At 73.3% G+C, this 24502-nt stretch carries 25 protein-coding genes; 6 read left to right on the top strand and 19 right to left on the bottom strand.

Going from position 1 to position 24502, the window contains the following annotated elements:
• The first annotated feature begins 287 nt into the window (after window positions 1-287).
• On the top strand, window positions 288-1367 hold the full coding sequence (locus tag Sdia_RS08410; RefSeq protein WP_100452347.1) for a M23 family metallopeptidase: 1080 nt from the start codon (window positions 288-290) through the stop codon (window positions 1365-1367).
• 70 nt (window positions 1368-1437) lie between these two features.
• Here Sdia_RS08410 and Sdia_RS08405 read toward each other — a convergent pair whose 3' ends face one another.
• The 4 genes from Sdia_RS08405 to Sdia_RS08390 form a co-directional block, all read right to left on the bottom strand.
• Window positions 1438-3816 carry a glycoside hydrolase family 65 protein gene (locus Sdia_RS08405; protein ID WP_115069737.1) on the bottom strand — a complete coding sequence of 793 codons (2379 nt, stop codon included), beginning with the start codon at window positions 3814-3816 and terminating at the stop codon, window positions 1438-1440.
• The gene (locus Sdia_RS08400) at window positions 3813-4553 is read right to left on the bottom strand and encodes an HAD family hydrolase (RefSeq protein ID WP_100452345.1); all 741 of its coding nucleotides are present in this window, start codon (window positions 4551-4553) and stop codon (window positions 3813-3815) included. The genes Sdia_RS08405 and Sdia_RS08400 overlap by 4 nt, the downstream gene beginning before the upstream one ends.
• A gap of 283 nt (window positions 4554-4836) precedes the next feature.
• Complete coding sequence (locus Sdia_RS08395) at window positions 4837-5034, bottom strand: DUF397 domain-containing protein (protein ID WP_100452344.1); 198 nt, start codon at window positions 5032-5034, stop codon at window positions 4837-4839.
• Window positions 5031-5843, bottom strand: coding sequence for a helix-turn-helix domain-containing protein (locus Sdia_RS08390; protein WP_229831000.1), 813 nt, complete (start codon window positions 5841-5843; stop codon window positions 5031-5033). The genes Sdia_RS08395 and Sdia_RS08390 overlap by 4 nt, the downstream gene beginning before the upstream one ends.
• 223 nt (window positions 5844-6066) lie before the next feature.
• Here Sdia_RS08390 and Sdia_RS08385 point away from each other — a divergent pair, with 223 nt between their 5' ends.
• The 3 genes from Sdia_RS08385 (at window position 6067) to Sdia_RS08375 (ending at window position 7763) form a co-directional block, all read left to right on the top strand.
• Window positions 6067-6438 carry a hypothetical protein gene (locus Sdia_RS08385; protein WP_100452343.1) on the top strand — a complete coding sequence of 124 codons (372 nt, stop codon included), beginning with the start codon at window positions 6067-6069 and terminating at the stop codon, window positions 6436-6438.
• 555 nt (window positions 6439-6993) lie between these two features.
• Window positions 6994-7317: a hypothetical protein gene (locus tag Sdia_RS29985; protein ID WP_229831006.1), complete on the top strand. Its 324-nt coding sequence runs from the start codon at window positions 6994-6996 to the stop codon at window positions 7315-7317.
• On the top strand, window positions 7314-7763 hold the full coding sequence (locus Sdia_RS08375) for a hypothetical protein (RefSeq protein WP_100453294.1): 450 nt from the start codon (window positions 7314-7316) through the stop codon (window positions 7761-7763). The genes Sdia_RS29985 and Sdia_RS08375 overlap by 4 nt, the downstream gene beginning before the upstream one ends.
• 141 nt (window positions 7764-7904) lie before the next feature.
• Here Sdia_RS08375 and Sdia_RS08370 read toward each other — a convergent pair whose 3' ends face one another.
• The 7 genes from Sdia_RS08370 to Sdia_RS08340 form a co-directional block, all read right to left on the bottom strand.
• Window positions 7905-9434 (bottom strand): NAD(P)H-hydrate dehydratase, encoded by a 1530-nt coding sequence (locus tag Sdia_RS08370; RefSeq protein WP_164494927.1) that lies wholly within the window; start codon window positions 9432-9434, stop codon window positions 7905-7907.
• 4 nt (window positions 9435-9438) lie between these two features.
• Window positions 9439-9807 (bottom strand): holo-ACP synthase, encoded by a 369-nt coding sequence (locus tag Sdia_RS08365; protein WP_100452340.1) that lies wholly within the window; start codon window positions 9805-9807, stop codon window positions 9439-9441.
• Window positions 9808-9990: 183 nt separating this feature from the next.
• The gene (gap, locus tag Sdia_RS08360) at window positions 9991-10992 is read right to left on the bottom strand and encodes a type I glyceraldehyde-3-phosphate dehydrogenase (RefSeq protein ID WP_189500147.1); all 1002 of its coding nucleotides are present in this window, start codon (window positions 10990-10992) and stop codon (window positions 9991-9993) included.
• Window positions 10993-11099: 107 nt separating this feature from the next.
• On the bottom strand, window positions 11100-12053 hold the full coding sequence (locus Sdia_RS08355) for a GlxA family transcriptional regulator (protein WP_100452337.1): 954 nt from the start codon (window positions 12051-12053) through the stop codon (window positions 11100-11102).
• A 58-nt stretch (window positions 12054-12111) separates the two neighbouring features.
• Window positions 12112-14013 carry a glutamine--fructose-6-phosphate transaminase (isomerizing) gene (glmS, locus tag Sdia_RS08350; protein ID WP_189500148.1) on the bottom strand — a complete coding sequence of 634 codons (1902 nt, stop codon included), beginning with the start codon at window positions 14011-14013 and terminating at the stop codon, window positions 12112-12114.
• A gap of 144 nt (window positions 14014-14157) precedes the next feature.
• Window positions 14158-14739: an MOSC domain-containing protein gene (locus Sdia_RS08345; RefSeq protein ID WP_124287263.1), complete on the bottom strand. Its 582-nt coding sequence runs from the start codon at window positions 14737-14739 to the stop codon at window positions 14158-14160.
• Between the two features lie 84 nt (window positions 14740-14823).
• Complete coding sequence (locus Sdia_RS08340) at window positions 14824-15195, bottom strand: hypothetical protein (RefSeq protein WP_115069732.1); 372 nt, start codon at window positions 15193-15195, stop codon at window positions 14824-14826.
• Between the two features lie 87 nt (window positions 15196-15282).
• On the opposite strand from Sdia_RS08340, the gene coaA reads away from it, so the two are divergent.
• Window positions 15283-16260: a type I pantothenate kinase gene (coaA, locus tag Sdia_RS08335; RefSeq protein ID WP_100452329.1), complete on the top strand. Its 978-nt coding sequence runs from the start codon at window positions 15283-15285 to the stop codon at window positions 16258-16260.
• Between the two features lie 34 nt (window positions 16261-16294).
• Here coaA and Sdia_RS08330 read toward each other — a convergent pair whose 3' ends face one another.
• From Sdia_RS08330 to rplM, 4 genes are all read right to left on the bottom strand, one after another.
• Entirely contained in the window at window positions 16295-17002 is a 708-nt protein-coding gene (locus tag Sdia_RS08330) for a C39 family peptidase (RefSeq protein ID WP_100452327.1), read from the bottom strand.
• A gap of 282 nt (window positions 17003-17284) precedes the next feature.
• A complete protein-coding gene (gene glmM / locus Sdia_RS08325; protein ID WP_100452325.1) occupies window positions 17285-18646 on the bottom strand; it encodes a phosphoglucosamine mutase in 1362 nt (453 codons plus the stop codon).
• 285 nt (window positions 18647-18931) lie between these two features.
• The gene (gene rpsI / locus Sdia_RS08320; protein WP_100452323.1) at window positions 18932-19435 is read right to left on the bottom strand and encodes a 30S ribosomal protein S9; all 504 of its coding nucleotides are present in this window, start codon (window positions 19433-19435) and stop codon (window positions 18932-18934) included.
• 43 nt (window positions 19436-19478) lie between these two features.
• Entirely contained in the window at window positions 19479-19922 is a 444-nt protein-coding gene (rplM, locus tag Sdia_RS08315) for a 50S ribosomal protein L13 (protein WP_023418950.1), read from the bottom strand.
• Between the two features lie 310 nt (window positions 19923-20232).
• On the opposite strand from rplM, the gene Sdia_RS08310 reads away from it, so the two are divergent.
• Entirely contained in the window at window positions 20233-21129 is an 897-nt protein-coding gene (locus tag Sdia_RS08310) for a hypothetical protein (RefSeq protein WP_100452321.1), read from the top strand.
• Window positions 21130-21164: 35 nt separating this feature from the next.
• Here Sdia_RS08310 and truA read toward each other — a convergent pair whose 3' ends face one another.
• The 4 genes from truA to rpsK all read right to left on the bottom strand — a co-directional run bounded on the left by truA (window position 21165) and on the right by rpsK (window position 24491).
• Window positions 21165-22052: a tRNA pseudouridine(38-40) synthase TruA gene (gene truA, locus Sdia_RS08305; protein WP_100452319.1), complete on the bottom strand. Its 888-nt coding sequence runs from the start codon at window positions 22050-22052 to the stop codon at window positions 21165-21167.
• Between the two features lie 88 nt (window positions 22053-22140).
• On the bottom strand, window positions 22141-22641 hold the full coding sequence (gene rplQ / locus Sdia_RS08300; RefSeq protein ID WP_100452317.1) for a 50S ribosomal protein L17: 501 nt from the start codon (window positions 22639-22641) through the stop codon (window positions 22141-22143).
• Between the two features lie 261 nt (window positions 22642-22902).
• Window positions 22903-23925, bottom strand: a complete 1023-nt coding sequence (locus Sdia_RS08295) for a DNA-directed RNA polymerase subunit alpha (protein WP_100452315.1) — start codon at window positions 23923-23925, stop codon at window positions 22903-22905.
• 161 nt (window positions 23926-24086) lie between these two features.
• Window positions 24087-24491: a 30S ribosomal protein S11 gene (rpsK, locus tag Sdia_RS08290; protein ID WP_003948617.1), complete on the bottom strand. Its 405-nt coding sequence runs from the start codon at window positions 24489-24491 to the stop codon at window positions 24087-24089.
• Window positions 24492-24502: the final 11 nt, after the last annotated feature.

The raw sequence follows: 24502 nt of genomic DNA, 5'->3' as shown, positions 1-24502 counted from the left end.
CAGACCGCAACGCTCATCGGGGCAGACGGGGTGGGGGCTGCGCCCCGCTTTCAGGGGACTGGGGCCTGCCTCGCGACGGGTCCCGGCACGTCCGTAAGCGTAACCGGAGCCTCCGGGCGGGCCGGTCAGGCGCCGGGACACGACTCTTCCCAGCCATCGCGTCCGGTTCGGGCGACGACCCCAGGCCAGTTTTTGACTGAACATTGACAATTATTCGGTGGACTCGGGAGGCTGCGCTCCGCCTCGCCACCCGGCAGGGCGCCCCGCCCAGGAAAGGGATTCCCCCCATGCGTTCCAGACGGTCCGTCAGAGCCACCCTCGTCGCCCTCGCCGCCACGGCCGGGCTGCTCGCCGCCGTACCCGCCGCCACCGCGGCCCCCGAGGGCCCGGCCCCGGCCGCCTCGCCCTCCGCGGGCGTCACCGTGAAGATGGCGGACGCCGCGGCCGACCGCCTCGGCGCCGACCGCGAGCACCTGGTGGACGCCGTCTCCGCCGACGTCCTCGCCCGCTCCCACGACGCCAAGGAGCTGTCGCCGAGCACCGCCGTCGCCCGGCTCGCCGAGGAGGGCCGCGAGGTCGTCGTCGACGTCCGCAAGGCCGCGGGCGACTGGGCGCGCGGCGTCGCCTACGTCGAGGCGCCCCGCGACCACCACGGCGAGCCGGAGGGCTGGCTGTTCCTCGCCCACCGCGAGGACGGCGAGTGGGTCCCGGGCCTGGAGGGCGACCAGGCGTTCGCCGACCACGTCGCCGAGTCCCCGCTGGTCGGCAAGGCGGAGCGCGAGATGATGACCGCCTACGCCGAGCACGAGGCGGACCCGGCCGCCCAGCCCGGCCCGATCGGCACCCAGGCCAACGTCAACGGCCTGCTGCTGCCCTGGATGCCCGATTACTACATGACGCTGACCGGCGGCCCCCACGCCCACGACAGCGCGACCGGCTACTGGAGCGCCCTCGACTTCGCCGGCGGCAACGCCAGCGGCATCGTCCGCTCCTCCCGCGAGGGCACGGCCACCTCGATGTGCGGTTCCGGCGGTGGCTGGACCCGGGTCATCCACCCGGGCGGCTTCTCGACGGACTACTACCACATGCACAACACGACGTACTACAACGGCACCACGATCTCCAGCAGCGCGCGCCTCGGCACCATCGGCGTCGACACCTGCGCCGGCGGCTCCGCGACCGGCCCCCACGTCCACTGGAGCCTGCGCACCTACGACGCCAACCTCAACGGCGCCTACACCTGGCTGAACGGCCGCACCATCGGCGGCTGGACCTGGTACAACGGCAACGCCCAGTACGCCGGCTGCGGCACCCGCCAGGGCCTCACGGCCTGCCCCGGGACGGCGATCTACAACCGGCGCGCCTGACCCGCCCCGCCGGTCCCCGCGCCCGCCCCGGCACCGGGTGCGGGGACCGGCCCCCGCCGTCACGGGCGCCTCAGCTCCCGTCCCGCTCCGGCCGGCCGGCGGTGCGGGGACGGCGGTGCGGCGGCTGTTCGGGGGCGGGCCTCCGTTCCGGTGCGGGGATGGGGAGGGTGAGGGGCTCGTCCCCGTTCACGTGCGCCTCCCTCCCGTGGTGGTGGATCGTCAGGCCGTCGCCGGACAGCAGCGAGTACGTCGCGGCGTCGGAGACGATCTCGACCCGCAGGCCGCGCCCGCGGAACTGGAGCCGGAAGGTGAGGCGGCTCAGCCTCTCCGGCAGCCGGGGAGCGAAGCGCAGTCCGTCGCCGTGCCGGCGGGTGCCGCCGAACCCGGCGACCAGCGCGACCCAGGTTCCGGCCAGCGAGGCGATGTGCAGCCCGTCGCGGGTGTTGTGCTCCAGGTCGGCCAGGTCCATCAGGGCGGCCTCGGTGGCGTAGTCGTACGCCAGCCGCAGGTGGCCCGTCCGGACGGCGACGACGGCCTGGCAGCAGGCGGACAGGGAGGAGTCCCGTACCGTCAGCGGCTCGTAGTAGGCGAAGTTCGCGGCGAGCTGGTCCTCGTCGCAGTGGGCGTCGAACCAGCTGCCGCAGGTGTACATGGCCAGCACGAGGTCGGCCTGCTTGACGACCTGCTTGCGGTAGATGTCGAAGTAGGGGAAGTGCAGCAGCAGCGGGTACTGCTCGGCCCCCGTGCCGTCGAAGTCCCAGCGCTGGTGGCGGGTGAAGCCGGTGTGCTGCTCGTGGACGCCGATCTCCTCGTTGTAGGGGATGTGCACCGCCTCGGCGGCGTCCCGCCAGGCGGCGGTCTCCTCCTCCCCGACGCCGAGCCGGGCCGCCTCCTCCGGGTGGCGTGCGCACACGTCGGCCGCGGCCAGGAGGTTGGAGCGGGCCATCAGGTTCGTGTACGTGTTGTCGTCGACGACCGCGCTGTACTCGTCCGGCCCGGTGATGCCGTCGATGTGGAAGACCCCGTGGGGGTCGTGGTGGCCCAGCGAGCGCCACAACCGGGCGGTCTCCACGAGGATCTCCACGGCCGTCTCGCGTTCGAAGCCGGTGTCGCCGGTCACCGCCGTGTAGCGCACCACGGCGTGCGCGATGTCGGCGGCCACGTGGAAGGCGGCGGTCCCGGCCGGCCAGTACGCGGAGCCCTCCGAGCCGTCGATGGTCCGCCACGGGAACGCCGCACCGCGCAGCCCGAGCTGGGCGGCACGGTCCCGGGCGGCGGGCAGCGTGTCCTGGCGCCAGCGCAGGGCCTCGGCGACGGCCTCGGGCGCGGTGTAGGTCAGCACCGGCAGCACGAACATCTCGGTGTCCCAGAACGCGTGCCCGTCGTACCCCGAACCCGTCAGGCCCTTGGCCGGGATCGCGCGCTGCTCGGCGCGGGCACCGGCCTGGAGCACGTGGAAGAGGGCGAAGCGCACGGCCTGCTGGATTCTCTCGTCGCCGTGCACCTCGACATCCGCCCGGCTCCAGAAGTCGTCCAGGTAGGCCCGCTGGTCGGCCACCAGCCCGTCCCAGCCGCCGTGCGCGGCGGCGGCCAGGGCGGCTTCGACCTGATCGCTCATCGCGGGCCGGGAACGGGCGCCCGACCAGCCGTGGGCGACCGTCTTGCGCACCCGCAGCCGCTGTCCCGGCTCCAGGACGGTGCTGACGGTCAGGCGGGCGACGTCCGTGTGGCTCTCGCCGCTGGTGGCGACCGCTCCGGGAGCGTCGATGTCGTGGTCGGCGGCGACCGCGACCCGCAGGCCGCTGCGCCGGGTGCGGTGGACCAGCCGCAGCCGTGTCCCGAGTGCCAGGTCCTCCTCCGGCTCCAACGGGGACTGGAGCGCCTTGGCCGCCCTCGGGTCGCCGTCCGACCCGGGCAGGCTCTCGTTGGTGACCAGTTCCGACTGCACGACCACCCGGGCCCGCCTGTCGACGGGCTCGACCTCGTACTCCACGGCGGCGATGGCGCGCTGGGTGAGGGAGACGAGGCGGGTGGAGCGCACCCGGACCCTCGTACCGGCCGGGGAGGTCCACTCGCAGGTGCGTTCCAGCACGCCGCGCCGCAGGTCGAGGGTGCGTTCGTGGGCGTGAAGCCGCCCGTAGCGGAGGTCGAAGGGCTCGTCGTCGACCAGGAGCCGCAGCAGCTTGCCGTTGGTGACGTTGATGACGGTCTGGCCCGACTCCGGGTAGCCGTACCCCGCTTCGGCGTAGGGCAGGGGGTGCAGTTCGTGGACGCCGTTGAGGTAGCTGCCGGGCAGTCCGTGCGGCTCGCCCTCGTCGAGGTTGCCGCGCCAGCCGACGTGCCCGTTGGACAGGGCGAAGACGGACTCGCTCTGCGCGAGGATGTCCAGGTCGAGGGCGGTCTCGCGGACCCGCCACGGCTCGACCGTGTACGTCCGGTTGGTGATCACGCATCTCCTCCCAGCTCGGCGAGGTCCTTGACCACACGGTCGGCGCCGTGGGCGCGGAGGGCGTCGGCCTGGCCGACGCGGTCGACGCCGACCACGTAGCCGAAGTGGCCCGCGCGGCCCGCTTCCATACCGGCCAGCGCGTCCTCGAAGACGGCCGCGCGGGACGGTTCGACGCCGAGGTCGCGGGCCGCGGCCTGGTAGGTGTCGGGGCGGGGCTTGCCCGGAAGTCCCCGTTCCCGGGCCACCACCCCGTCGATCCGTACGTCGAACAGGCGCTCGGCGTCGATCGAGCGCAGCACCTCCCGCGTGTTGGCGCTGGAGGAGACGATCGCGGTGGCGAGACCGGCGGCGCGAACGGCGTGGAGGTAGCGCAGGGTGCCCTCGTAGGGTTCCACACCGTCGGTGCGGATCCTCTCCAGGAGGGCCGCGTTCTTGCGGTTCCCGAGGCCGTTGACGGTCTGCGCCTCCGGCGGGTCGTCGGGGGTGCCCTCGGGCAGCTCGATGCCCCGGGAGGCGAGGAAGGCGCGGACGCCGTCGGCGCGGGGGCGGCCGTCGACGTACCTCTCGTAGTCGGAGTCGGTGAAGGGCTGGAAATCCGTGCCGTCCCGTTCGCGCAGGAAGGCGTCGAACATCGCCTTCCATGCGGCGGCGTGCACCACCGCCGTCCGCGTGACGACCCCGTCGAGGTCGAAGAGGCACGCCGTGATGCCGTCGGGAAGTCCGAGGTGCGTCGTCATGCTCCCCACAGTTCCCCAGCGGGGCGGGTCCGACGGGCTGACACACCGTGCGGTCCCCCGCCGGCACCCGACGGCCCCGCGCGCCCCCTGCCCGCTTCCCCGGCGGGACGTGGCCGGGGGCGGGGAGCTGACCGGGCACGGCGCCGCCGTCCAGGGCCCGCGCGCACCACCGGACGCCGGGTGGCGGCCGGAGACCGGTGACGAGGCGGGTGAGGGCGGGCACGGCTGCCCTCACCGGAGGCCGGTCACTTCCGCGCGGAGGACCTGCCCCGGGAGGCTTCGCTCAGCCCCGCGCCTTCAGAGAGCCCACGAAGGCGGACCACGCGGGACCGCTCACGACGATGCCGTGGATGCTCGTGTCCTTGCTGTCACGCACCGGGACGGCGTCGGTGGCCAGGGCTACGGAGGGCGCCCACTCGACGCAGTCGCCGCCGTCCTGACTGCTGTAGCTCGACTTCACCCAGAGGTGATCGGCGTTCACGGGGCCTCCAATAGCTTCCTGATCAGACACGTCGACTCGACAGGCGAGAGGGCTGTCGCGGTGAGCACATCGTAGGATCGGGCCAACTGGCGTGCCTGCATAGGCTCTTCGATGATCGAGCCCGATCGGATGCCTTCCGTGTAGACGGTCATCCCGTTCTCCGGGGTGGTCAAGATGGAGAGAGAGCCATCCATCAATCCATGCGTTCCCGCGTCCAACGGCAGAACTTGCAGCAAGGCGGTTGGCCTGTCGGCGAATTCCAGCAGGGCGGACAGCTGCCCTCGCATGGTCTCTGGTTCCCCGACCCTTCGTCGGAGTACGGACTCACACACCACGACAGACATGTCCGGTGGCGACGGCCGACGCAACAACTCCTGCCTGCTCATGCGCTGCTGAACCTTGTTCCTGATCTCCGCCTCGCTCGCCCTCGGCAGGCCGTTGCGCAGAAGCTCGTAGGCGTACGACGCCGTTTGCAGCAGGCCGGGCACGACGGTCGGAGACCACGCGAGAATCGCGTGCGCCTCGGGTTCCAGCGCGAGCCGCCGTCGCGAATGCGCGGGGTACCCCTTCGCCACGATCGCCTCGTGCAGCGCCTTGAACCGCCCCTCCGTCGCGAAGACCTCGTCCAGAAGCTCCGGGATCTCCCTGGGGATGGTCCCTGTGCCGGACTCGATCCGGCTGATGGTGCTCCTCGACGTCTTGATGATCCTGGCCAGATCGGTCTGCGTCATCGCCCGGTCCCCGTGAAGCTCCCGGGCACTCACCAGCTCGGCCCCGAACTCCCGCCGCACATCCTCGGCTTCCGACACGACCGCCTCCCCGACCACTGTGCTGATCGCGCGGGCCCCCACCGCCCTTCCGGCTGGTCACCGGCGCGGACATATGCCCCAGTGATCACCGTGCGGGTCGACCACCTGGGAACTTCACAGCGTAGTCGGGCGAGCGCACTCTGGAGGCGAAACGGACCGAACGCGACTCCCCGCAGGGGCGCCTCCCGGTCCCCCACCTCGCGTGCCGACACCCGGAGAGCCCATGCCCTACATCGCCTGGCACCCCCGTACCCGCCGCCCCCTGGTCGTCCTGACCCGTTCTGGAGCCGGCGCGAGAGTGCGCCTGGTCCACAGCGACACCCCCTTCGAGGTTCCCGTCCCGGAGCTCCAGCACTACCCGTGGGCCGCGGACCCCCACGCACCCCCCGGGTTCGTCGCCGTGCTGCTGGACACCCCGCACGCCGTGCGCGAAGGGGACTGGGTGGTCGTCGTGGGGTGTGCCCGGCGGGTGCGGGCGCAGGCGGCGTGCTCGGCCGGGAGCAGGGTGCTGGAGCTGGAGGGGTACGGGAAGTGGGTGCTCGCCGCGCCGCGCGTCGCGTACAGGCGGCCGTCGGCCGGTGGGCGGGCCCCCTGACCGCGCCGCTCCTCGTCACCACGTCCGCCGTCGCCGCCCTCTTCCTCACCGTGGACGGAACCCGTGAACCCCGTCAGAACCGTGAACACCGCGCATCGCGCGCTCTCCTCGACCACCTGGAGGGGAAGGCCGGACAGATCCTCGGCCGGCTTCGCGACGGGCACTCGCTCGACCACCTGAGCGCCGTCTACGAGGTCCCGGAACCGCACCTGCGGGCCCGCGTCGCCGACCGGCGGCAAAGGCACCCGGCCCGGTCGCCGGTGCGGACGTCGAGCGCGACCGCGCCCTTCGGACCGTCGGGGAGGCCGAGGGCGCGGTGGCCGCCGGCCGAGTCGGCGGTGACCCGGTGGCCTGCCAGGGAGGCGGTGAGGGTGGCGCAGCCCGTCGGCGGTCTCGGCGCGGGCGTCGGCCGGAGGGGCGGGTTGAGTCGGTATGGCCGGCCGGCGCCCTGGTGCCTCTCGCTCCGCGGGAGCCCGTACCTCCGCAGTGGTGCTCCCGGAAGACATCCGCCCCCGCCCCTGTCCTCGGGCCCCGTCGACGAGAGGCGGGACGCACATGCGCCACGGGACGCACGACACGGACCGGTTCACGGTCTCCCTCGGCCTGACCGCGGTGAGCCGGCTGTGGCTCACCGTCGCGCAGACCACCCGGATGACCGTGCTGTGCCGGGCCGGGGCCCTGCTCGGCGCGGACGGCGCCGTCCGCTTCCGGTGGCTGCGCCCGCGGACGCGGGGCGAGGAGACCTGCCCGGACCCGGCGGGCCCGGGGCCCCGCGTCACGGCGGCGGACCGAGGGCGGAATCTCCGTACGCCATCCGCAGGAGCCGGGGGCGCGCCCGGGCGGCCGGGCCCCGCCGGCGGCCGCAGGATCGCCCCATGACGAAGCACCTGACGGCCGCCGCGCTCACGGCCTGCCTCCTGTCCCTGGCCCCGGCCGCGTCGGCCGCCGTACCCGCGCCGCCGCACGCGACCGCCGAGGCGGCGCCCACCCCGCTGAAGGCGGCCGACCGGCACACCGCCGAGGAGATCCGCGGCTTCCTCCGCTGGTTCTACGACGGCACCGGCCCCTCCCCGTGGCAGCGCGAGCACTGGACCTCCGACTACCTGAAGGCCAAGCAGGACGAGACCCCCGGCCACGACGTGGTCCTCTGCGCCCAGAACGACCCGCTCGCCATCGACGTCGGGCCGGTAACGGTCGCGCAGTCCGCCGGTTTCGGCTGGGCCACGGTGACGACGTCCTGGCCGGGCGGCGCCCGCCAGACGCTCACCGCCTACGTGGCGCTCGACTCCGACCCGATCGAACTGCACGACGTGGTCTGCGGCTGACCGCAGGTCAGGGGCGCGCGGCCATCTCGCCGGGCGGCGACCGCCCGGCGGGCCCGCAGGAGCGCGGGCGGCGGTGTCCGGCGCCGCCCGCACGTCGGGGCGGACGCCCGCCACACCGGTGAGACCGTCCGCCCGCCCGGGTCACCCCCGCTTGACGTCCCGCCAGGCCGCCGGGAGCGCCCCGGCCACGTCCTGCGCGTCGACCGGGGCGCCGTCGGCCGCGTGGCGGGCGGCCAGGCCGTGCAGGTACGCCCCGGCCGAGGCAGCGTCGCGGGCCGAGAGGCCCGCCGCCAGCAGGGAGCCGGCGACGCCGGAGAGGACGTCGCCGGAGCCGGCGGTGGCCAGCCAGGGCGTCCCGGTGGCGTTGACGCGGACCGGCATCGACTCGTCGGGGGCGGCCACCAGCGTGGTCGAGCCCTTCAGGAGCACCGTCGCCCCGTACTCCGAGGCGAGCCGCCGCACCGAGGTCAGCCGGGCCGCCTCGACGTGCTCCCGCTCGACGCCGAGCAGCCGGGCCGCCTCCCCGGCGTGCGGGGTGAGCAAGGTGGGGGCGGTACGGGCGCGGAGCCGGTCGCGGTCGAGGAAGCGCAGCCCGTCGGCGTCGACGAGGACCGGCACGTCCTGCGCCAGCACGTCCGCGACGCGCCGCCCGGCCTCCTCGTCCTCCCCGAGGCCCGGCCCGACCACCCACGCCTGCACCCGGCCCGCCTCGGACGGCAGCCCGGAGCTGACCAGTGTCTCGGGGAACCGCGCGACGACCGCCTGGTCCCCGGGCCCCGCGTACCGCACGGCTCCCGCGCCGGTACGCAGTGCCCCGTGCACGCACAGCACGGCCGCCCCCGGGTATCGCGCCGACCCGGCGCAGATCCCCACCACCCCCCGCCGGTACTTGTCGCTCTCCGGCGCCGGACGCGGCAGCAGCGCGGCCACGTCGGCGTGCTGGAGCGCCTCGGCGGCGGCCGGCCCCGGCAGGTCGAGGCCGATGTCGATGAGCCGGACGGTGCCCGCGTGCTCGCGGGCCGGGTCGACGAGCAGGCCGGGCTTGTGGGTGCCGAAGGTGACGGTGAGGTCGGCGGTGACGGCCGGCCCGTGCACCTCACCCGTGTCGGCGTCGATGCCGCTCGGCAGGTCGACGGCGACGACGGGCACCTTGTCGGCCTCGGCGGCGTGCGCGAGCCGGGCCGCGCCGGTCCTGAGCCCGCCGCGCCCGCCGAGCCCCGTGATCCCGTCCACGACCAGGTCGGCCCGGGTGAGCATCCGCTCGACGTGGTGCCAGTGAGCGGCGTACGCCGGATCGGTCGCCGTCTCCTCCGCCGTCTCGATGATCTCGCCTCCGGCGGCGGCCAGCGCGGTGAGGCCGCCCCGGTGGGCCTTGCCCGGGGCGAGCAGCAGGGCGGCCACCCCGGCCCCGCGCCGCGCCAGGCGCGCGCCCGCGTACAGGGCGTCGCCGCCGTTCCCCCCGGCGCCGACCAGCAGGACGACCCGCGCCCCGTACACCCCGGGCCCGCGCCCGGGACGTACGGCCGGTACCGGCCCGCGTCCGGCCAGCAAGGCGGCGCAGGCGGCGGCCAGCCCGGCGGCGGCGCGCTGCATGAGCGCCCCTTCGGGCAACCGTGCCATCAACTCACTCTCGGCAGCGCGGACGGCTTGCACGCTGTGGGCATGTCGCATGGCCTCAACCTTCCGCGATCACCACGGCCGACGCCACTCCCGCGTCGTGACTGAGGGACACGTGCCACCCGGTCACCCCCAGCTCCGCCGCCCTGGCCGCCACCGTCCCCCGCACCCGCAGCCTGGGCCGCCCGGTGTCCTCGGCGTACACCTCGCAGTCCGTCCACAGCAGCCCCGGGGGCGCCCCGAGCGCCTTGGCGACGGCTTCCTTGGCCGCGAACCGGGCGGCCAGGGAGGCGGGGCCGCGCCGGTCGCCACCGGGGGCGACCAGCTCGGCGGGGACGAAGAGCCGGTCGAGCAGCGCGGGGGTGCGCCGCACGGAAGCGGCGAAACGCTCGATCTCGGCCACGTCGATGCCCACGCCCACGATCATGACCGGGCCTCGCGCCCCGACCGCGCGCCGCGCCTGCTCATGCCGCCAGCCACACTCGCCACCTCCGGACGCCCGTACGCGGTCCTCACGCGTGGAAACTCCGTGGCAGCCTATGCGAGGCCCGCCCCCGCGCACGCGGGGGCCGGGCGGGACGGCGCGTGCGCGGAGGACGGCTCGCCTGGTTCAGCCCCTCGCCAGCAGCTCCAGCGTGTCGATCACCCGGTTCGAGAACCCCCACTCGTTGTCGTACCAGGCGACCACCTTGACGTGGCGTCCGTCGACGCGCGTCAGGGCCGAGTCGAAGACGGACGAGGCGGGGTTGCCGGTGATGTCGGAGGAGACGAGCGGGTCCTCCGAGTACTCCAGGACGCCCGCCAGCGGGCCCTCCGCCGCCTTGCGGTAGGCGGCCAGGACCTCCTCGCGGCTCACCTCGCGGGCGACGGTGGTGTTCAGCTCGACGATCGAGCCGACCGGGACCGGGACGCGGATCGAGTCGCCCGAGAGCTTGCCGTCGAGGCCCGGCAGCACGAGGCCGATCGCCTTGGCGGCGCCGGTCGTGGTCGGGACGATGTTGACGCCGGCGGCGCGGGCGCGGCGCGGGTCCCGGTGCGGGCCGTCCTGGAGGTTCTGCTCCTGGGTGTAGGCGTGCACCGTGGTCATGAACCCGTGCTCGACACCGGCGAGTTCGTCGAGTACGGCGGCGAGCGGGGCGAGCGCGTTGGTGGTGCAGGAGGCGTTCGAGACGACCGTGTGCGCGGCCGGGTCGTACGCCTCGGTGTTGACCCCGTAGGCGAGGGTGACGTCGGCGCCCGCCGAGGGGGCGCTGACCAGCACCTTCCGCGCACCGGCGGCGAGGTGGGCGCGGGCGGCCTCGGCCGAGGTGAAGCGGCCGGTGGCCTCCAGGACGAGGTCGACGTCGAGCGCGGCCCACGGCAGCCGTGCCGGCTCGCGCTCGGCCAGCACCTTGATGCGGCGGCCGTCGACCACGAGCGTGTCGCCGTCGGCGGTCACCGGGCGCCCGAGACGGCCGGAGGTCGAGTCGAAGGCGAGCAGCCGGGCGAGCGCGGCGGGCTCGGTGAGGTCGTTGACGGCGACGACCTCCAGGGTGCTGTCGCGCTCCAGCAGCGCGCGCAGCACGTTGCGTCCGATGCGGCCGAACCCGTTGATGGCGATGCGAGTGGTCATGAGGTGATCTCCCTTCCCTTCCCCACCAGCGTCGTTCTCCGGCCGCGCCGCCGACAGTGGCGGGAACGCCATGGTTCACCAGGATCTCGCCAGCCACGCGTCGGCGGTCAATCGCCCCGGGTGAAGGTGCGCCGGTACTCGCTCGGTGTGGTGCCGAGGATGCGCTGGAAGTGCAGGCGCAGGTTGGCTCCGGTGCCGAGCCCGACGTCGGCCGCGATCTGCTCGACCCCCCGCTGCGACCGCTCCAGCAGTTCGCGGGCCAGGTCGAGGCGGGCCCGCATCACCCACTGCATCGGTGTGCAGCCGGTCTCCTCGACGAACCGCCGGGAGAACGTCCGCGGCGAGACCCCGGCCCGACGCGCCAGGCTCTCCAGGGTGAGCGGCTCGCCGAGCCGGTACAGCGCCCACTCCCGGGTGTCGGCGAACCGCTCCCCCAGCGGCTCGGGCACGCTGCGCGGTACGTACTGGGCCTGCCCGCCACTGCGGTACGGCGCGGCGACCAGCCGCCGGGCCGCGTGGTTGGAGGCGGCCACCCCGAGGTCCCCGCGCAGGATGTGCAGGCACAGGTCGATACCGGACGCCGCCCCGGCCGAGGTCAGCACGGTGCCCTCGTCCACGAACAGCACGTTCTCGTCCACCCGGACCAGCGGATGGCGGGCCGCGAGCGCCCGCGTGTAGTGCCAGTGCGTCGTGGCCCGCCGCCCGTCGAGCAGCCCCGTGGCCGCCAGCGCGAAGGCGCCGGTCGAGATGGCGGCGAGCCGCGCCCCCCGCTCGTGGGCCCCGACCAACGCCGCCACGACGGCCTCCGGCGGGTCCTCCCGGTCCGGACGCCGATACCCGGGCACGAAGACGATGTCCGCCCACGCGAGCGCCTCCAGCCCGTGCCCGACGTGATACGCCAGCCCGTCGCCCCCGGCCACCAGCCCCGGCGCCGCCCCGCACATCCGCACCTCGTACGGCATGCTCGCCCGCGTCGTGAACACCTGCGCGGGAATCCCGACATCGAGGGGCTTGGCCCCGTCGAGCACGAGGACGGCGACGCGGTGGAGGGGGGCGGGCACGGGAAGAGGGTACGCGGGGGCCGCCTCGCCTCCCGTCCCGCCGCCTACGCGGCCCCCCTCACTCCACCGTCACCGACTTCGCCAGGTTCCTCGGCTGGTCCACGTCGTTCCCCCGGGCGGTGGCCAGTTCGCAGGCGAAGACCTGCAACGGCACCGCGGCCACGAGCGGCTGGAGCAGCGGCGGCACCGCCGGGACCCGGATCAGGTGGTCGGCGTACGGGACGACCGCCTCGTCACCCTCCTCGGCGAGGACGATGGTGTGCGCGCCCCGGGCGCGGATCTCCTGGATGTTGGAGACGATCTTGCCGTGGAGGACGCCCGAGGCGGCCGGGGAGGGGACGACGACGATCACCGGGAGACCGGGCTCGACCAGGGCGATCGGGCCGTGCTTCAGCTCTCCGGCGGCGAAGCCCTCGGCGTGGAAGTAGGCCAGTTCCTTCAGCTTGAGGGCGCCTTCGAGGGCCACGGGGTAGCCGGCGTGGCGGCCCAGGAAGAGGACCGTCTCCTGGTGGGCGAGGCCGCGGGCCAGTTCGCGTACGGGTTCCATGGTGGCGAGGACCGAGGCGACGTCCTCCGGGGCGCGGCCCAGCGCGCGGGCGGTCGCCCGGAGTTCGTCGCCGGGGCCGCCGCGTACCTCGCCGAGGTGGAGGGCGAGGAGGAGGCAGGCGACGAGCTGGGTGAGGAAGGCCTTGGTGGAGGCGACGGCGACCTCGGGGCCGGCGTGGGTGTAGAGGACGGCGTCGGACTCGCGGGGGATGGTCGAGCCGTTGGTGTTGCAGACGGCGAGGACGGTGGCGCCCTGTTCACGGGCGTGCCGCACCGCCATCAGGGTGTCGGCGGTCTCCCCGGACTGGGAGACGGCGACGACCAGGGTGCGCGGGCCGACGATCGGGTCGCGGTAGCGGAACTCGCTGGCCAGCTCGACCTCGCAGGGGAGCTTGGCCCAGCGTTCCACGGCGAGGCGGGCGACGAGCCCCGCGTGGTGGGCGGTGCCGCAGGCGATGACGACGACCTTCTCGGCGTCGCGCAGGACGGCGGGGTCGAGGCCCAGTTCCGGACCGAGGGTGAGGGTGCCGAGGGCGGGGTCGAGACGGCCGAGGAGCGTGTCGGCGACGGCCTTGGGCTGTTCGGCGATCTCCTTCAGCATGAAGGAGTCGTGGCCGTCCTTCTCGGCGGCGGAGGCGTCCCAGTCGACGCGGTAGGTGCGGGCGTCGGCGGGCGCCCCGTCGAATCCGGTGACGACGGCCCGGTCCGGGTGCACCTCGACCACCTGGTCCTGCCCCAGCTCCATGGCGGTGCGGGTGTGGTCGATGAAGGCCGACACGTCGGAGGCGAGGAACGCCTCGCCCTCGCCGCACCCGACGACCAGCGGCGAGTTGCGGCGCGCCCCCACGATCACGTCCGGCGCGTCGGCGTGGAGCGCGACCAGCGTGAACGCTCCCTCCAGCCGCCGGCAGACGGCCCGCATCGCGCCCGCCAGCCGGGCCCCGCCCGGCTGGGCGGAGCCCTCCAGCGCGGCGTACTCCTCGGCGAGCAGGTGGGCGGCGATCTCGCTGTCGGTCTGCGAGCGGACGGCGGTGCCCCGGGCCGCCAGCTCGTCCCGCAGGGCGGCGAAGTTCTCGATGATGCCGTTGTGGACGACGGCGCAGCGGCCGCTCGCGTCGAGGTGCGGGTGGGCGTTGGTGTCGGTGGGCCCGCCGTGGGTGGCCCACCGGGTGTGGCCGATGCCGGTGGCGCCGCCGTGCCCGTCACCGGTGGCGTCCGAGCCGGGCAGCGGGTCGTCGACCAGGGCCTTCTCCAACTGCGAGAGCTTGCCCGCCTTCTTGACGCAGGCGACCTGGTCACCCGCGAGGACGGCGACGCCCGCCGAGTCGTACCCCCGGTACTCCAGCCGCCGCAGCCCGGCGAGTACGACGTCGAGCGCCGACTGCGCTCCGACATAGCCCACGATCCCGCACATCCGCGCACCCTTTCGCCCACGCCGCAGAGCCGCCGAACGACGACCGGTCTCGCATGTTCGCAGAGTGAGCGACCTCGCACGATGAGCGACCGTTTTCGCGCGCGGCGCGCCCGGCTCGCACCACCAGGGCAACTCCCGCGCAGGTCAGACGCGTTCGAGCGGGCGGTGCTCGCCGGCGGGCAGTTCCACGCCGATCGGATCGCCCGGACGGAGGGTGCCACCGGTACGGACGACTCCCATGATCCCGGCCTTGCGGACGATCCCGCCGTCCTCGTCGCGGCCGACGACGCGCCTGAGCAGCCCGTCCTGGAAGAGGTCGATCTGGAGACAGGGGTTGCGCAGACCGGTGACCTCGACGACCGCCTCGGGGCCGAGCCGCAGCAGGGTGCCCACGGGCAGGCCGAGGAGGTCGATCCCGTGGGTGGTGACGTTCTCGCCCAGCTCGCCCGGGGCGACGGCGTGCCCCGCGGCCGCCAGCTCGGCGAAGAGTTCGTCGTGGATGAGGTGGACCTGACGCAGGTTCGGCCGCGTGGGGTCCTGGGCGACGCGCGAACGGTGCTTGACGGTGACGCCCGCGTGCGCGTCGCCTTCCACACCGAGTCCGGCGAGCAGGGTGATGCTCTCCCTGCCGGGCTTGCTGAAGCTGTGGCTCCCGCTGCTGCTCACCGCGGTGACCCGGGCTCCCTGGCCCGCCCCCGCCGGTTCCGCCACGTGCCGCGCGCTCATCGCCGTTCTCCCCTCCCGTCCCCCGGCCGCCGGGGGCACCGTCCGGGCGACGCTACACCGGCCGGCCGCCGCGCTCCCGGCCGTTCACCCCACCCGGTCGAGCGCGTCCTCCACCAGGTCCAGGTACTCGGCCTCCTCCGCGTACGGTTTGCTGCCGCCGTGGTAGAGCGCCACCGAGTCCTCCAGGTGCTCGCCGAAGTCCTCGTCGGGCAGTTCCCGTGCCAGCTCCGCGACCACCGCCGAGCGGGCCAGCGACGCCCGGTCCCGGCGTGCCTGCGCCCCGCCCCGCCATCGCCGCCAGGCCGCCAGCGGCCCCCGCCGCGCCTGCCCGGCCGGGCGTCGCGCTGCCGGGCGCCGCGCGGCCGGTTCTGCCCCGCCGCGCGGAACGGCGAACCACACCACGCCGCCCGCACCGTGCGCTCCGCCGACGACTCCCGCGTTTCCCGCCTGTCCCATTTCCGTCCCCCTTCGGTCGTCCCGTCCGTTCGGCCACGTGACCGAACCCACCCCCCACGGCGTTCACACTGCCGCAACAATGAGGGAGTGATCTCTCCCGAGCCCCCGAGCGCCCACCGCAAGCCGGAGGCGACTCCCTACGTGGACCTCACCCGCCAGCAGTGGAGCGCTCTTCGTGAGAAGACTCCGCTGCCTCTGACAGCCGACGAAGTGGAAAAGTTGCGCGGCCTCGGGGACGTGATCGACCTCGACGAGGTCAGGGACATCTACCTGCCGCTCTCCCGCCTGCTCAACCTCTACGTGGGCGCCACCGACGGCCTGCGCTCGGCACTCAACACCTTCCTCGGCGAGAAGGGCGAGCAGTCCGGCACGCCGTTCGTCATCGGCGTCGCGGGCAGCGTGGCGGTCGGCAAGTCCACGGTGGCCCGCCTGCTCCAGGCGCTGCTGGCCCGGTGGCCCGAGCACCCCCGGGTGGAGCTGGTCACCACCGACGGCTTCCTGCTGCCCATGGCCGAGTTGCGCGCCCGGGGCCTCACCGCCCGCAAAGGATTCCCCGAGTCGTACGACCGGCGCGCGCTGACCCGCTTCGTCGCCGACATCAAGGCCGGCAAGGACAAGGTGACCGCGCCGGTCTACTCCCACCTGGTCTACGACATCGTCCCCGACCGCCGCCTCACCGTGAACCGGCCCGACATCCTCATCGTCGAGGGCCTCAACGTCCTCCAGCCCGCCCTGCCGGGCAAGGACGGCCGCACCCGGGTCGGCCTCGCCGACCACTTCGACTTCAGCGTCTACGTCGACGCGCGCCCCGAGGACATCGAGCGCTGGTACCTGAACCGCTTCCGCAAGCTGCGCGCCACCGCCTTCCAGGACCCGTCGTCGTACTTCCGCCGCTACACCCAGGTCAGTGAGGAGGAGGCGCTCGACTACGCGCGCACCACCTGGCGCACCGTCAACCTCCCCAATCTTCTGGAGAACGTCGCCCCGACCCGGGGGCGGGCCAACCTGGTCATAAGGAAGGGCCCGGACCACAAGGTCCGCAAGCTGAGCCTGCGCAAGCTCTGAGCGCCTCGCGGTCCGGGCCTGGTCCGGCGCGCCCTCAGGCCGCGTACCCCTTGGGCGGGATCAGCGAGGCGAGCTGGTCGAAGGAGAGCCAGTAGATCTGGTTGCCGCCGAAGGAGGCGGGATCGGCGATGAGGACGGTGCGGTTGGCGTCGTCGTAGCCGATGACCGTGAAGTAGTGGTAGATCGTCTCACCGGGCGGGTAGCCGGGCGGCTGGTTGCCGGGCGGGGCCACGATGTTGGTGACCAGCGGGTAGTTGTTGTCGATGTCCAGGACGACGTCCCGCCAGAGCAGGTCCTTCTGGGCCTGGGTCGGCGGGTCGTTCGGCATCTCCTTGGTCTCGTACCAGCCCGTGCCGACGTGCGCGTTGAGGACGCCGGTGACCTGGCTGATGTGGTCCGTGCCGCCGGTGTGGGTGCCGAGTTCGGCGGCGAGGGCGGCCTGGCTCGGCGGGGCGAGCCGGGCGGAGAGGGCGATGCGGGTGGCGGCGGGCCCGCACCAGTAGCCGGTCTCCTGCACCTGGTAGTCGATCTCCAGGGTGCGGGCCGTGCTGGTGCGGACGGCCTCGGCGTGCAGCCGGGTCCCGGGGTCGTTCATACCGCTGACCACGGCGGTACCGGCGGCCGACCCGCGTTCCAGGACGGCGACGGAGTCCGGCCCGGTACCGGCCTGGGCGACGCCGGGGGCCAGAAGGCAGCCGGCGGCGGCGAGCGCGACGGCGGTCGCGGCGAATCTCTTGCGCATGTGCAGCTCCTGGTGCTGATGGTGGGGGGCACCTGTGCGCGCGGCGCGTCGGCGCGGCACGCGTGTGGGGGGTGCGCTGACAAGCCCGCCCCGCGGCACCGGCACAGGTCGCTGACACCGCATCAATGGCGAGGGCATGTCAAACATAGGCCCCGGGGCCGCCCTTGAGAACACCCCGAGCCGGACGCGCGTAGAACACCGGCCGCGGCCGCACACGCGAACGTCCCGCCACCGGGACCCGGTGACGGGACGTTCGCGAGGAGCCTCGGGCCCCCGTAAGCCTCAGCCGAGCGCCGACTTCACCACGTCGGCCAGCCGGCCCGCGATGGCACCGGCCTGCTCGATGTCGGCGGCCTCCACCATCACCCGCACCAGCGGCTCGGTCCCCGACGGACGCAGCAGCACCCGTCCGGTCGCGCCCAGCTCCTGCTCGGCCCGGGCCACCGCCGAGGCCAGTTCCGCCGAGGTGGTCACCCGGCCGCGGTCCACGTCGGGGACGTTGACCAGGACCTGCGGCAGCCGCTCCATGACCCCGGCCAGCTCGGCCAGCGGGCGGCCGGTCTCGGCGACCCGGGCGGCCAGCATCAGGCCGGTCAGCGTGCCGTCGCCGGTGGTGGCGTGGTCGAGGATGATGACGTGGCCGGACTGCTCCCCGCCCAGGGCGTAGCCGTGCTCCTTCATCTCCTCCAGGACGTAGCGGTCGCCGACCGCCGTCTGCACCAGCGAGATGCCCTCGCGCTCCAGCGCCAGCTTGAAGCCGAGGTTCGACATGACGGTGGCCACCACCGTCTGCGACCGCAGTCCGCCGTGCTCACGCATCGACAGCGCCAGCACCGCGAGGATCTGGTCGCCGTCGATCTCGCGGCCCTCGGCGTCCACGGCCAGGCAGCGGTCGGCGTCGCCGTCGTGGGCGATGCCCAGGTCGGCGCCGTGCTCGACCACGGCCGCGCGCAGCAGCTCCAGGTGGGTCGAGCCGCAGCCGTCGTTGATGTTGAGGCCGTCGGGGTCGGCGCCGATGGTGACGACCTCGGCCCCGGCCCGGGCGAACGCCTCGGGCGAGACGCGGGCCGCCGCGCCGTGCGCCTCGTCCAGCACGACCTTCAGGCCGTCCAGGCGGTTGGGCAGCACGCCGATCAGGTGCGCGACGTACTGGTCGAAGCCCTCGTCGTAGTCGCGGACCCGGCCCACGCCGGCGCCGGTCGGCCGCCCCCAGGGGGCGCCGGTGCGGTGCTCCTCGTAGACGGCCTCGATCCGGTCCTCCAGCTCGTCGGCGAGCTTGTGACCGCCGCGGGCGAAGAACTTGATGCCGTTGTCGGGCATCGCGTTGTGGCTGGCGGAGAGCATCACGCCGAGGTCCGCGCCGAGCGCGCCCGTGAGGTACGCCACCGCCGGCGTCGGCAGCACGCCGACCCGCAGCACGTCCACCCCGGCGCTGGCCAGGCCCGCGACGACCGCGGCCTCCAGGAACTCACCGGACGCCCGGGGATCTCGCCCCACCACGGCCACCTGCCGGTGCCCGGTGCTCGCCGTGCCCGCCTCGGCGAGCACGTGCGCCGCCGCGACCGACAGACCGAGCGCCAGCTCCGCCGTCAGATCCGCGTTGGCGACGCCGCGTACCCCGTCCGTGCCGAAGAGTCGTCCCACTGGTGTGTCCTCCGAACCTCAGGGTCCACCGGTCGCGCGTACGTGCGGCTCACGCGTGGGAGCGCGAACGCGACGCGGGCATGCCGGGGCCCATGCTCATGCTTCATACCGTTGTACGGCATACGCCCGCACGGCCGGTGATCCACGGCGCGTACAGCCCCGTATGCCCGAGATTCCCGGCCCCGCACACCTCCAGGGCGCGCCCGGACCGGGAACCGATAGACGTACGCCCCGGCGGCACAGCACGTGCCGCCGGGGCGAAGCGTCTCGAAAGCAGCGAGCGACTTAGCGCTTGCTGTACTGCGGGGCCTTGCGGGCCTTCTTGAGACCGGCCTTCTTGCGCTCGACCGCGCGGTCGTCACGCGTGAGGAAGCCGGCCTTCTTGAGGGCGCCGCGGTTGTTGTCCACGTCGGCCTCGTTCAGCGCGCGGGCCACGCCGAGGCGCAGGGCACCGGCCTGACCGGAGACGCCGCCACCCGAGATGCGGGCGATGATGTCGTAACGGCCCTCGAGCTCCAGCACCTTGAAGGGCTCGTTGACCTCCTGCTGGTGCACCTTGTTGGGGAAGTAGTCCTCAAGGGTGCGGCCGTTGATCTTCCACTTGCCGGTGCCCGGAACGATCCGGACACGGGCGATGGCGTTCTTGCGGCGGCCCAGGCCGGCGGCCGGCTGGGGCTCACCGAAGCCGGACGCGAGGGACTCCGAGGTGTAGTCGCCCTCGGGGGTCTCGGACTCGGTGGTGTACTGCTCGATGTCGTCGAGGGGGAGCTCGGCGGTGGTCTCGGCCACGATTCTCCTCAGATTCGTTTCAGTCTTAGGGGTGTGGCCGGAACTACTGCGCGACCTGGGTGATCTCGAACGGCACCGGCTGCTGGGCAGCGTGCGGGTGCTGCTCGCCCGCGTAGACCTTCAGCTTCGAGAGCATCTGACGGCCCAGGGTGTTCTTCGGGAGCATGCCCTTGACGGCCTTCTCGACGGCCTTCTCGGGGTTCTTGTCCATCAGCTCGTCGTAACGCACCGAGCGCAGACCACCCGGGTAACCGGAGTGGCGGTACGCCATCTTCTGGGTGCGCTTGTTGCCCGAGAGGTGGACCTTGTCGGCGTTGATGATGACGACGAAGTCACCGGTGTCGACGTGGGGGGCGTAGATCGGCTTGTGCTTGCCCCGCAGGAGCGTGGCGGCAGTGGTCGCCAGACGGCCGAGGACAACGTCCCGGGCATCGATGACGTGCCACTGGCGGGTGACATCGCCGGGCTTGGGGCTGTACGTACGCACGGTTCGTAGCCTTCGCTTCTTCAGTGAGTGGGTCCTGACATGGCCACCACGGACGATCACGACAGCCCTGGCCGCACATCGGTGACGCATCCGAGTGCCTGCCGCTGGTCATCGGCCCGGTGGGACCGGTGTAAGGGCCCCTCACGTGAGAATGAGCAAGCCAATACACATAACGAACACGCACGATACCCGCGTTTCCCCGAACGGGTCAAAACGCGAGTGCGCGCGGTCCGGACACGGAGGTCCGTACCGCGGGCTGTGGCGTATCCGCCCCTCCACCATAACGAACCCCGGTCGTAGGATGCGGCCCATGAGCTTTGGGCAAGGGGGGCCTCCCTGGGGGCCGGGGGACGGAAGCCCGCAGGGGCGACAGCCGTACGGGCAGCAGCAGCCCCACGGCCGGCAGGGACCGGCCACGCCGGACTGGGAGGCGCTCGCCACCGCCTCCGAGGCACGCGGCCGCAAACGCCGCTGGGCGCTGCTCGGCGGCGGCGCGGTCGCCACGGTCGCCGTCGCCGCGCTGGTCGCGACCCTGGTGGTCCGCGCCAACAGCGACGACCCGAAGGCGTCCGGCCCGATCGGCGGCGTCTCCAGCTCCTCGGCCCTGCCCGAGGACACCACGGCCCCGGCCCCGTCCTTCTCCGAGGTGGCCCCGCCGCCCCCGCCGGACCCCAAGGAGTTCGTCTCCAGCGCCGAGAAGGACAAGGCCCCGCTGACCGCCGAGTCGCTCTACCCGGGCAGGAAGCTCACCGTCGGCGACCGCGTCTACGCCAAGGGCGCGCTGCACCGCACCGCCGAGTGCGCGAGCGGCACCCAGGGCGCCCTCGGCCAGGTCCTCACGAAGCACGGCTGCGAGCAGTTGGTCCGCGCCACCTACCGGCGCGACGGCGTCGCGGTCACCGTGGGCGTCGCCACGTTCAGGACGGCCGCGGTCGCCGCCGAGGTCAAGGAGGAGTCCAGCGGCAACATCGCCTCACTGGCCGGCGAGGGCGTCCCCACCTTCTGCCGCACCACGGTCTGCCGCTCCACCGCCAACGCCTACGGACGGTACGTCTACTTCACCGTCGGCGGCTTCACCAACGGCGACCGGGTCACCAAGCAGGACCGGGCCGTCTTCACCACCGGCGACGACGTGGCCGAATTCACCCTGCGCCAGATCCACCGCCGGGGCGTCGCCCAGGCGTCCCGGGCCGCCGCCACGCAGTGATCCCGGGCGCCCGGCCGCGGCCGGGCGCCCGCCGCTCAGCCGCAGCAGGCCGTACCGGGCAGGGTCCGCCTGTTGCGTGCCTCCCGGTTCCGGGCCGCCAGCAGCTCGTCCGCCGGGTAGCCGACCTCCTCCAGGGTCAGCCCGTGCGGGCGCACCACGTGCACCGCGGAGTCCCGCACACCGGCCGCCAGCACCTTCCCCGGCCACTCCACGGGCCGGTGGCCGTCGCCGACGAACAGCAGGGCGCCGACCAGCGAGCGCACCATGTTGTGGCAGAACGCGTCGGCCCGCACGGTCGCGGTGACGACCCCCTCGCCGTCCCGCTCCCAGCTCAGCTCCTGGAGGGTGCGGATGGTCGTCGCCCCCTCCCGCCGCTTGCAGTACGCGGCGAAGTCGTGCTCACCGAGCAGCGCCACCGAGGCCGCGTTCATGGCGTCGACGTCGAGTCTCCAGTCGTGCCACAGCACGTGTCCGCGCAGCAGCGGATCGACCCCGCCCGGGTGGTCGGTGACCCGGTACGCGTACCGCCGCCAGACCGCCGAGAACCGCGCGTCGAACCCCGTGGGCGCCTCGGCCACCCGCCAGACCCGCACATCGTGCGGCAGCCGCCCCGCGAGCCGCCGCAGCAGCTTCTCCCGGTGCTCCGCCCAGACCTCCACCGGGAGGTCCACGTGGGCCACCTGCCCGCGCGCGTGCACCCCCGAGTCGGTCCGCCCGGCCACCGTCAGCTCGTACGTCCGCTCCCCCGACCGCGTCACGGTCCGCAGGGCGTCCTCGATCTCGCCCTGGACGGTCCGCCGCCCCTGGGCCTGCTTGGCCCAGCCGGAGAACTCCCGCCCGTCGTAACTCAGGTCCAGCCGCACCCGGACGTGGCCGTCCGCGGGCCCGTCCCGCCGCTCCGTGTACTCCACCTGCTCGCTCACCCGCGCATCCTCGTCTCCACCGTCCCGGTACGGCGGCGGGCCCGCACCCCCGAAGGGATACGGGCCCGCACACACGCGTACGACCGGCTCAGGCGTCCTTCGCCTCGTCGTCCTTGGCCTCGGCAGCGGCCTCGGGCGCCTCGGTGGCGGCCTCGTCCTTGCTCAGGGCGTCTTCCTTGACCGCGCGCTTGGTCGCGGCCTCGGCCTCACCGGTGGCCTCCTGGGCCACGGTCAGGGCCTCCACCAGCTCGATGACGGCCATGGGAGCGTTGTCGCCACGGCGGTTACCGACCTTGGTGATCCGGGTGTAGCCACCCGGGCGGTTCTCGTAGCGGGGGCCGATCTCGGTGAAGAGCGTGTGGACGACGCTCTTGTCCGTGATGACCTGGAGAACCTGGCGGCGGTTGTGAAGGTCGCCCTTCTTCGCCTTGGTGACCAGACGCTCGGCGTACGGACGCAGACGGCGCGCCTTCGCCTCGGTCGTCTTGATCCGGCCGTGCTCGAACAGCGAGCGCGCGAGGTTCGCGAGCATGTGCCGCTCGTGCGAGGCGCTGCCGCCCAGACGGGCACCCTTGGCGGGCTTCGGCATGGTCTTTCTCCTTGTGATCTGCACCGGCCGTATCAGGTACCGATGACAGTGTCCGCGCGAACTTGTGTCCGCCGGAGTATCGCCCCCGGCCGGCTCCGCAGAGCCACCCGGGCAACCTCGACCACCACGGACCGGCCCGGCAGAGCCCGTCCGGCGGTCGAGGACGTCTTTCGAGCGGCCACACCTCCGGGATACCCCCGGGGCGTGGCCACGCCCCGGCAGGGAGCGAGCCCTAAGGCTCACCACCCGCCGGACAGGTCCTCAGTACTGCTCGGTCTCCACGAAACCGGCGTCCGCGTCGTCCTCGGCGCCGAAGGCGTCGGCCGCGGCGGTCGGGTCGAATCCGGGCGGGCTGTCTTTGAGCGCCAGCGACATCCCTGCCAGCTTCGCCTTGACCTCGTCGATCGACTTCGCACCGAAGTTGCGGATGTCGAGCAGGTCGGCCTCGGAGCGGGCGACGAGCTCACCCACGGAGTGGATGCCCTCACGCTTGAGACAGTTGTAGGAGCGGACGGTGAGTTCCAGCTCCTCGATCGGCAGCGCCAGGTCGGCCGCGAGCGCGGCGTCCGTCGGCGACGGGCCCATGTCGATGCCCTCGGCGTCGACGTTGAGCTCACGGGCCAGGCCGAACAGCTCGACCAGGGTCTTGCCGGCGGAGGCCATGGCGTCGCGCGGACGCATCGCCTGCTTGGTCTCGACGTCGACGATGAGCTTGTCGAAGTCGGTCCGCTGCTCGACTCGGGTCGCCTCGACCTTGTAGGTGACCTTGAGGACGGGCGAGTAGATCGAGTCGACCGGGACGCGCCCGATCTCCTGGCCCGCCTGCTTGTTCTGGACGGCGGAGACGTAGCCGCGACCGCGCTCGACGGTCAGCTCCATCTCCAGCTTGCCCTTGGCGTTCAGCGTGGCGAGCACCAGGTCGGGGTTGTGCACCTCGACACCGGCCGGGGGCGCGATGTCGGCGGCGGTGACCAGACCCGGGCCCTGCTTGCGCAGGTACATCACGACCGGCTCGTCGTGCTCCGAGGAGACGACCAGCTGCTTGATGTTGAGGATCAGGTCGGTGACGTCCTCCTTGACGCCCGGCACGGTGGTGAACTCGTGCAGGACACCGTCGATGCGGATGGACGTGACCGCCGCACCCGGGATCGAGGAGAGCAGCGTGCGCCGCAGGGAGTTGCCGAGGGTGTAGCCGAAGCCCGGCTCCAGCGGCTCGATCACGAACCGGGAGCGGAACTCGTCGACGACCTCTTCGGTCAACGAGGGACGCTGAGCGATCAGCATGTTCTCTGTTCCTTCAGTCAGGGGCGCCCGCTATTTGACGCCCGACCCGCCGGGCGGTGAGCCCGGCCTTGACACTGCTCAAGGGTACGGGCGGTACGGCCGAATCGGCCGTACCGCCCGGAGACCCACGGCCGGCCGGGGCTCAGGCCCCGGCGGTCCGGTCAGACGCGACGGCGCTTGGGGGGACGGCAGCCGTTGTGCGGGGTGGGGGTGACGTCCTGGATCGAGCCGACCTCCAGGCCGGTGGCCTGGAGCGAGCGGATCGCGGTCTCACGGCCGGAGCCGGGACCCTTGACGAAGACGTCGACCTTGCGCATGCCGTGCTCCTGCGCGCGGCGAGCGGCCGACTCGGCGGCCATCTGCGCGGCGAAGGGGGTGGACTTGCGCGAGCCCTTGAAGCCGACGTGGCCGGCGGAGGCCCAGGAGATCACGTTGCCCGTGGGGTCGGTGATCGAGACGATCGTGTTGTTGAACGTGCTCTTGATGTGCGCGTGGCCGTGAGCGACGTTCTTCTTTTCCTTGCGGCGCACCTTCTTGGCAGCGCCCTGACGTCCCTTGGGGGGCATGTCTTATCTCC

This window comes from Streptomyces diastaticus subsp. diastaticus, from assembly GCF_011170125.1.
In the GTDB taxonomy this organism is placed as follows: Bacteria; Actinomycetota; Actinomycetes; order Streptomycetales; family Streptomycetaceae; genus Streptomyces; species Streptomyces diastaticus.
Note: the sequence above shows the minus strand (reverse complement) of the source record. Positions and strands in the feature narration are given on the sequence as shown.

Coding starts and splice junctions, on each gene's coding strand:
- Sdia_RS08410 (WP_100452347.1), top strand. CDS start 288: ATGCGTTCCAGACGGTCCGTCAGAGCCACCCTCGTCGCCCTCGCCGCC.
- Sdia_RS08400 (WP_100452345.1), bottom strand. CDS start 4,553: ATGACGACGCACCTCGGACTTCCCGACGGCATCACGGCGTGCCTCTTC.
- Sdia_RS08385 (WP_100452343.1), top strand. CDS start 6,067: ATGCCCTACATCGCCTGGCACCCCCGTACCCGCCGCCCCCTGGTCGTC.
- Sdia_RS29985 (WP_229831006.1), top strand. CDS start 6,994: ATGCGCCACGGGACGCACGACACGGACCGGTTCACGGTCTCCCTCGGC.
- Sdia_RS08375 (WP_100453294.1), top strand. CDS start 7,314: ATGACGAAGCACCTGACGGCCGCCGCGCTCACGGCCTGCCTCCTGTCC.
- Sdia_RS08370 (WP_164494927.1), bottom strand. CDS start 9,434: ATGCGACATGCCCACAGCGTGCAAGCCGTCCGCGCTGCCGAGAGTGAG.
- Sdia_RS08365 (WP_100452340.1), bottom strand. CDS start 9,807: ATGATCGTGGGCGTGGGCATCGACGTGGCCGAGATCGAGCGTTTCGCC.
- gap (WP_189500147.1), bottom strand. CDS start 10,992: ATGACCACTCGCATCGCCATCAACGGGTTCGGCCGCATCGGACGCAAC.
- glmS (WP_189500148.1), bottom strand. CDS start 14,013: ATGTGCGGGATCGTGGGCTATGTCGGAGCGCAGTCGGCGCTCGACGTC.
- Sdia_RS08345 (WP_124287263.1), bottom strand. CDS start 14,739: ATGAGCGCGCGGCACGTGGCGGAACCGGCGGGGGCGGGCCAGGGAGCC.
- Sdia_RS08340 (WP_115069732.1), bottom strand. CDS start 15,195: ATGGGACAGGCGGGAAACGCGGGAGTCGTCGGCGGAGCGCACGGTGCG.
- Sdia_RS08330 (WP_100452327.1), bottom strand. CDS start 17,002: ATGCGCAAGAGATTCGCCGCGACCGCCGTCGCGCTCGCCGCCGCCGGC.
- Sdia_RS08310 (WP_100452321.1), top strand. CDS start 20,233: ATGAGCTTTGGGCAAGGGGGGCCTCCCTGGGGGCCGGGGGACGGAAGC.
- rplQ (WP_100452317.1), bottom strand. CDS start 22,641: ATGCCGAAGCCCGCCAAGGGTGCCCGTCTGGGCGGCAGCGCCTCGCAC.
- Sdia_RS08295 (WP_100452315.1), bottom strand. CDS start 23,925: ATGCTGATCGCTCAGCGTCCCTCGTTGACCGAAGAGGTCGTCGACGAG.
- rpsK (WP_003948617.1), bottom strand. CDS start 24,491: ATGCCCCCCAAGGGACGTCAGGGCGCTGCCAAGAAGGTGCGCCGCAAG.